The following is a 6,072-nucleotide window of genomic DNA, read 5'->3' as shown; positions in this document are numbered from 1 at the left end:
CGCATCCGTCGCCACCAGGGGCACGACACGACGGGCCAGCAGCTCCTCGCGGCGGGCCTGCGCGGCCCGGAGGTGGCGCTCCTTCACATGGCCGAAGCCACGGATCTGCTCGGGCAGGCGGGCGATCTCCAGCGCCAGCGCGTGGCTGTCGGCGTCCAGCCCGCGCAGCAGGGCCTCGATGTCCTGCCGGTACTGCGCGATCAGGGCGCGCTCGGTGCGGCGCTCTTCGGTACGGCCGAAAATGTCGAAGGCGGTGCCACGCAGACCCTTCATCTTCGCCAGCACGGCCATGGCCTTGAGCATGCCGGGGCCGAAGCGCCGCTTGACGAGCTCGCCCCGTTCATTGCGCTTGGCCAGCAGCGGCGGCGCCAGGTTCAGGTGCAACTGGTAGTCGCCCTCGAACTGGGCGGCGATCTGCTCGTGGAAGGCCTTGTCGGTCAGCAGGCGGGCCACCTCGTACTCGTCCTTGTAGGCCATGAGCTTGAACAGGTAGCGCGCCACGGCCTCGGTCAGCGACGTCTTGCCCAGCGGCGCCTCCGCCTGCTCGACGCGGCGCACGAAGGCCTCGTACTGGCCGGCATAGGCGGCGTTCTGGTATTGCGTGAGGAAGGCCACGCGCCGGCTCACGAGGCCATCGATGCTGTCGCGCGGCTTGAACTGGATCACCTGCCCGGTGCCGGCCGCGCGCGCCAGCAGCAGCGCCATGGCCTTGGGATCGTGCGCGGCGCGGCAGCCCCACTCGAAGGCCTGCCGGTTCTTGTCCACCTGTACGTTGTTGAGCTCGATGGCGCGCATCAGCGCCGACCGGCCCAGCGGCACCCAGCCACGCTGCCAGGCGTAGCCGAGCATCATGGGGTTGGCGTAGATGGAGTCGCCCATCAGGCGCGTGGCGGCCGCCTCGGCGTCGAAGCGCCCCACGTCCTGTTCGCCCAGCACCTGCACCAGCGCGTCCACGCAGGACTGCGCCGGGTTCTGCCACTGCGGGTTCCTGACGAAGGCCGCCGTCGGCGTGGCATTGGTGTTGAGTGCCACGTGGCTGCGGCCGGTGCGCAGACGTTGCAGCGTCTCCTGGCCCGCCGCGACGATCGGGTCGCAGCCGATGACCAGGTCGGCCGAGGCAGTGCCCACCCGCGTGGTGCGGATGAGGTCCTGGCTGGCGCCGATGAGCACGTGGCTCCAGGTGGCGCCGCCCTTCTGCGCCAGGCCGGCCGCGTCCTGCGTGACGATGCCCCTGCCCTCGATGTGTGCGGCCATGCCCAGCAACTGGCCGATGGTGATGACACCGGTGCCGCCGACGCCGGCCACGACGATGCCCCAGGCCTGTTCGCCCAGTGCGGGCAGGGTCGGCTCGGGCGGTGTCTCGCCGGTCCATTCCAGGCCCGACCCCCCCTTGTCCTTCTTGCGCAACTGGCCGCCCTTGACGGTGACGAAGCTCGGGCAGAAGCCCTTGACGCAGGAGTAGTCCTTGTTGCAGGTGCTCTGGTTGATGCGGCGCTTGCGCCCGAATTCGGTTTCCAGCGGCTCGATGCTCAGGCAGTTGCTCTGCTCGCCGCAGTCGCCGCAGCCCTCGCAGACCAGCTCGTTGATGAGCACGCGCTCGTCGGGCTCGGCCAGGGTGCCGCGCTTGCGCCGGCGGCGCTTCTCGGTGGCGCAGGTCTGGTCGTAGATGATGACCGTGGTGCCCTTGATCTCGCGGAACTCGCGCTGCACCGCATCCAGCTCGTCGCGGTGGCGGATCGCGATGCCCTCGGGCAGGCCCTGCACGCCGTCGTACTTCTGTGGCTCGTCGGTCACGATGGTGATCTTCACCGCTCCCTCGGCGCGCATGCTCTGCGCGATCTGCACCACGCTGTGGCCTTCGGGACGCTCGCCCACCTGCTGGCCACCGGTCATGGCCACGGCGTCGTTGTAGAGGATCTTGTAGGTGATGTTGACGCCGGCGGCAATGCTCTGGCGGATCGCCAGGATGCCGCTGTGGAAATAGGTGCCGTCACCGACGTTGGCGAACATGTGCTGGTCGGTGCTGAAGGGCTGCTGGCCCACCCAGGGCACGCCTTCGCCGCCCATCTGCGTGAAGCCGACCGTGCTGCGGTCCATCCAGATGGTCATGAAGTGGCAGCCGATGCCGGCCATGGCGCGCGAGCCCTCGGGCACGCGGGTGCTGGTGTTGTGCGGGCAGCCGCTGCAGAACCAGGGCTGGCGGCTGGCCTCGGGAGACGCGTTCAGCACCAGCGTCCGGGTGGCCCGCTCCTGGGCGTCCAGGATGGCCAGTTGCGCGTCGATGCGCGCCTCGATGTCCGACGGGATGCCCAGCTTCCTGAGCCGCCGCGCGATGGCGCGGGCGATCAGCGCGGGCGACAGATCGGCATTGGCGCGCAGCAGGGTGTGGGCACTCGGATTCGGGCGGCTCCACTCGCCGCCGCTGTAGTCGCCCTCCGGCTCGTCGAACTTGCCCAGCACGTTCGGCCGCACGTCGGGACGCCAGTTGTACAGCTCCTCCTTGAGCTGGTATTCGATGACCTGGCGCTTTTCCTCCACCACCAGGATTTCGCGCAGGCCGGTGGCGAATTCGCGCGTGATGGACGCCTCCAGCGGCCAGACCACGCTCACCTTGTGCACGCGGATGCCCAGGCGCCGGCAGGTGTCGTCGTCCAGGCCCAGGTCCACCAGCGCCTGGCGCATGTCGTTGTAGGCCTTGCCGCTGGCAATGATGCCGAAACGGTCGTTCGGGCCGGCGATCACGTTGTGGTTGAGGCGGTTGGCGCGCACATAGGCCAGTGCCGCGTACCACTTGTAGTCGAACAGGCGCGCTTCCTGCTCGAGCGCGGCGTCGGGCCAGCGGATGTGCACACCGCCCGGCGGCATCTCGAATTCGGGGATGACGATCTCGACACGCCCGGGATCGATCATCGCCGTCGCGCTCGACTCGACGATCTCCTGGATCGTCTTCATGCCCGCCCACACGCCGCTGAAGCGGCTCATGGCAAAGGCATGGATGCCCAGGTCGAGGATGTCCTGCACCGAAGCCGGGAAGAACACCGGCAGGCCGCAGGCCTTGAAGATGTGGTCGCTCTGGTGCGCGGCCGTCGAGCTCTTGGCCACGTGGTCGTCGCCGGCCACCGCGATGACGCCACCCCAGGGCGTGGTGCCGGCCATGTTGGCGTGCTTGAAGACGTCCGAACAGCGGTCCACGCCCGGACCCTTGCCGTACCAGATGCCGAACACGCCATCGAAACGGTTGCTGCCGGGCGGTGCGAAGCCCAGTTGCTGCGTGCCCCAGACCGCGGTGGCCGCCAGCTCCTCGTTGACGCCGGGCTGGAACACGATGTTCTGCGACTGGAGGTACTTGCCGGCATTCCACAGCGCCTGGTCGTAGCCGCCCAGCGGCGAGCCGCGGTAGCCACTGATGAAGCCCGCGGTGTTCTTGCCGGCCATGGCGTCGCGCTGGCGCTGCAGCATGGGCAGTTTGACCAGTGCCTGCACGCCGCTCATGAAGGCGCGGCCATGCTCCAGGGCGTACTTGTCGTCAAGGGTGACGGTTTCCAGGGCCTTGCGGATGTGCTCGGGCAATGGCGCGTTCATGGTGCTTGTCTCCTGCGTGGGTGGGACCGCTTTGTGGGCGGATGACCGGACCGCTTGCGACCGGTGGGCCGCATGCCGCCTACTGCGCAGTGTAGGGCCAGGGCGCTGACAGGTGTTTGCTTTTCATGCCTTCACCAAGCCATTCAAAGAAAGAATCTTGCTGATTCACAGAATAAACTGGTAAAAACCCTCAAGCACACACACCATGAACACCCTCGACCGATTCGATCTCGCCATCCTCGAAGCCTTGCAGGCCGACGGGCGCCTGACCAATGCCGAACTGTCCAGCCGGGTCGGGCTGTCGGCGGCTCCCTGCTGGCGGCGGGTCCGCGCCCTGGAGGAAGCCGGCTTCATCACCGGCTACCGCGCGGTGCTCGACCGCAACAAGATTGGCCTGGGGGTGCTGGCCTTCGTGCGGCTCGACGCCGAGCGCAACACCGGGGATGCCCTGGCGGCCATGGAAGCGGCCATCCGCAGCATCCCCGAAATCACGGCCTGCCACTACATCAGCGGCTCGGGCACCTTCGAGTTGCAGGTGGTCAGCCCCGACCTGGCCGAGTTCAGCCGTTTTGCGCGCGAGGTGCTGATCAACCTGCCCAACGTGCAGGACCTGCACACCAGTTTCTCGCTGGGCGAGGTCAAGGCCGGTGGCGCATTGCCACTGGGCCACCTGCACCGGTCCGGCACCGCGTGACCGGCCGGCCGGCCATGCCGGCCCGGCGGTGCCTCAGTTCCTGACCTGCAGGCCCTCGGTGCTGGGCATCTGGTTCCTGGCCAGGCGGATGCGCAGCGACAGGTCGGTGCGCGAATCGGCGTGTTCCACCGCCTGCTCGGCCGTGATGTCGCCGCGCTGATACAGGTCGTACAGCGACTGGTCGAAGGTGCTCATGCCCTGTTCGCTGCTGCGTGCCATCGCGTCCTTGATATCGTCGATCTGGCCCTTCTGGATCAGGTCCGACACGAAGGGCGAGAGCAGCATCACCTCGACCGCCGGCACCAGCTTCTGGTGTACCCCCCGGACCAGCCGCTGCCCCACCACCCCCTTGAGGTTGAGCGACAGGTCCATCAGGATCTGCTTGCGCGCGGTATCGGGGAAGAAATTCAGAATCCGCTGGATGGCCTGGTTGGCGTTGTTGGAGTGCAGGGTCGAGACGCACAGGTGCCCGGTTTCGGCGTATGCCATGGCGTGCTGCATGGTCTGCCGGTCGCGGATCTCGCCAATCATGATCACATCGGGTGCCTCACGCATGGCATGGCGCAGTGCCTCGTCGAAGCTGGTGGTGTCCAGGCCCACCTCGCGCTGGTCAACGATGCATTTGGCGTGGTTGTGCTCGAATTCCATCGGGTCTTCCACGGTCAGGATGTGGCCCGTCGAATGGTGGTTGCGGTAGGCCACCATGGACGCCAGCGTGGTCGACTTGCCCGAGCCGGCAGCACCCACCACCAGCACCAGACCGCGCTTGAGCATCGCCAGTGTCTTGAGGATCGGGGGCAGGCGCAGGTCTTCCAGCGTCGGGATCTTCGCGTTGATGTGACGCACCACCGCCGCCACATCCCCGCGCTGGCGGTAAACGTTGACGCGAAAGCGCCCCAGCTGGGGCAGCGCGATGGCGAGGTCGCATTCCAGCGAGGCCTCGAACGAGCGGATCTGCGATTCACGCATCACCGAATAGGCCAGCGCCTGGGTGTCACCGGCCGTCAGGGCCGGCTCGTCCAGGTGGTGCACCACGCCCTGAACCTTCAAGGCGGGTGCCGTGCCCGAGGACAGAAACAGATCCGACGCCCCGCGCGACACCATCAGATGCAGGTAATGACCCAGGTCTTGCTCCGTGCGGCCCACCATGACTCGACACCCTTTTCATCCATTCCAAAGGCCACGCAGGGTAACACCCTGTCCGTCGTGGGCACCAACGACCGGCCTGCCCGGCCGGGCATGATCGGTGGCTCCGATTATGGCGTGCCAGCGGTACCGCGTCGCTGGCGGCGATGCCCGGCCGGGGACAGGCCGGCCGCCTGGTCGGCTAGAAACCGCTCTCGCGCACCAGCACCGCCAGCACGCCCCTGACCGCTCCCCAGGCCAGGCTGCGGGCACCGCCCTCGATGCGCACCTGCCCCCGCTGCTCGCGCGGGTGGCCGGGCGCTTCGTCCAGGCGCAGGCGGACGCGGTACAGGGCCTCGCCCGGCACCGCGCCCTCGCCGTCGGGCAAGGTCGTGAAATCACCGCCATGGCGGCTGTCCAGCATCGGGTGGGCCAGGCGCTGCGCGCGCGTGGAGTCCACCGACAGCACCTCGGCCCCCACCGTGCGCAGGCCGCCCTCGGGCAGGAAACGGGCCCGGGCGCCGGGCTCGATGCGCGCGACCATGCGCTGCTCGACATAGGCGTCCACCACCCAGCCCGACGGATCGGCCAGCACGCCCACGGGCTCCTTCACGCCCAGCCAGCCACCCGGGCGCAACAGGCGGTTCACGTCGACCCATTGCCCGTCGAAC

Annotated in this window: 4 protein-coding genes; 1 reads left to right on the top strand and 3 read right to left on the bottom strand. The window is 68.2% G+C overall.

What is annotated here, in order from left to right:
- The coding region (locus PHQ87_RS13730; RefSeq protein WP_300235448.1) for an indolepyruvate ferredoxin oxidoreductase family protein at window positions 1-3,582 on the bottom strand (3,582 nt) is incomplete at its 3' end.
- A 205-nt stretch (window positions 3,583-3,787) separates the two neighbouring features.
- Here PHQ87_RS13730 and PHQ87_RS13725 point away from each other — a divergent pair.
- On the top strand, window positions 3,788-4,276 hold the full coding sequence (locus tag PHQ87_RS13725; protein WP_300235446.1) for an Lrp/AsnC family transcriptional regulator: 489 nt from the start codon (window positions 3,788-3,790) through the stop codon (window positions 4,274-4,276).
- Window positions 4,277-4,309: 33 nt separating this feature from the next.
- Here PHQ87_RS13725 and PHQ87_RS13720 read toward each other — a convergent pair whose 3' ends face one another.
- Both PHQ87_RS13720 and PHQ87_RS13715 read right to left on the bottom strand, forming a co-directional pair.
- A complete protein-coding gene (locus PHQ87_RS13720) occupies window positions 4,310-5,425 on the bottom strand; it encodes a PilT/PilU family type 4a pilus ATPase (RefSeq protein ID WP_300235443.1) in 1,116 nt (371 codons plus the stop codon).
- A 178-nt stretch (window positions 5,426-5,603) separates the two neighbouring features.
- Window positions 5,604-6,072 (bottom strand): HlyD family secretion protein (locus tag PHQ87_RS13715; RefSeq protein WP_300235440.1); only part of this gene is annotated, 469 nt, incomplete at its 5' end.

Origin of the sequence: Hydrogenophaga sp. (genome assembly GCF_028698005.1) — a bacterium.
Taxonomy (GTDB): Bacteria; Pseudomonadota; Gammaproteobacteria; order Burkholderiales; family Burkholderiaceae_C; genus Hydrogenophaga.
This window is presented reverse-complemented; position numbering and strand designations above follow the sequence as displayed.

What these genes read in the sequence shown, in the direction of transcription:
- PHQ87_RS13720 (WP_300235443.1), bottom strand. Translation starts at nt 5,425, where the DNA reads ATGGTGGGCCGCACGGAGCAAGACCTGGGTCATTACCTGCATCTGATG.
- PHQ87_RS13725 (WP_300235446.1), top strand. Translation starts at nt 3,788, where the DNA reads ATGAACACCCTCGACCGATTCGATCTCGCCATCCTCGAAGCCTTGCAG.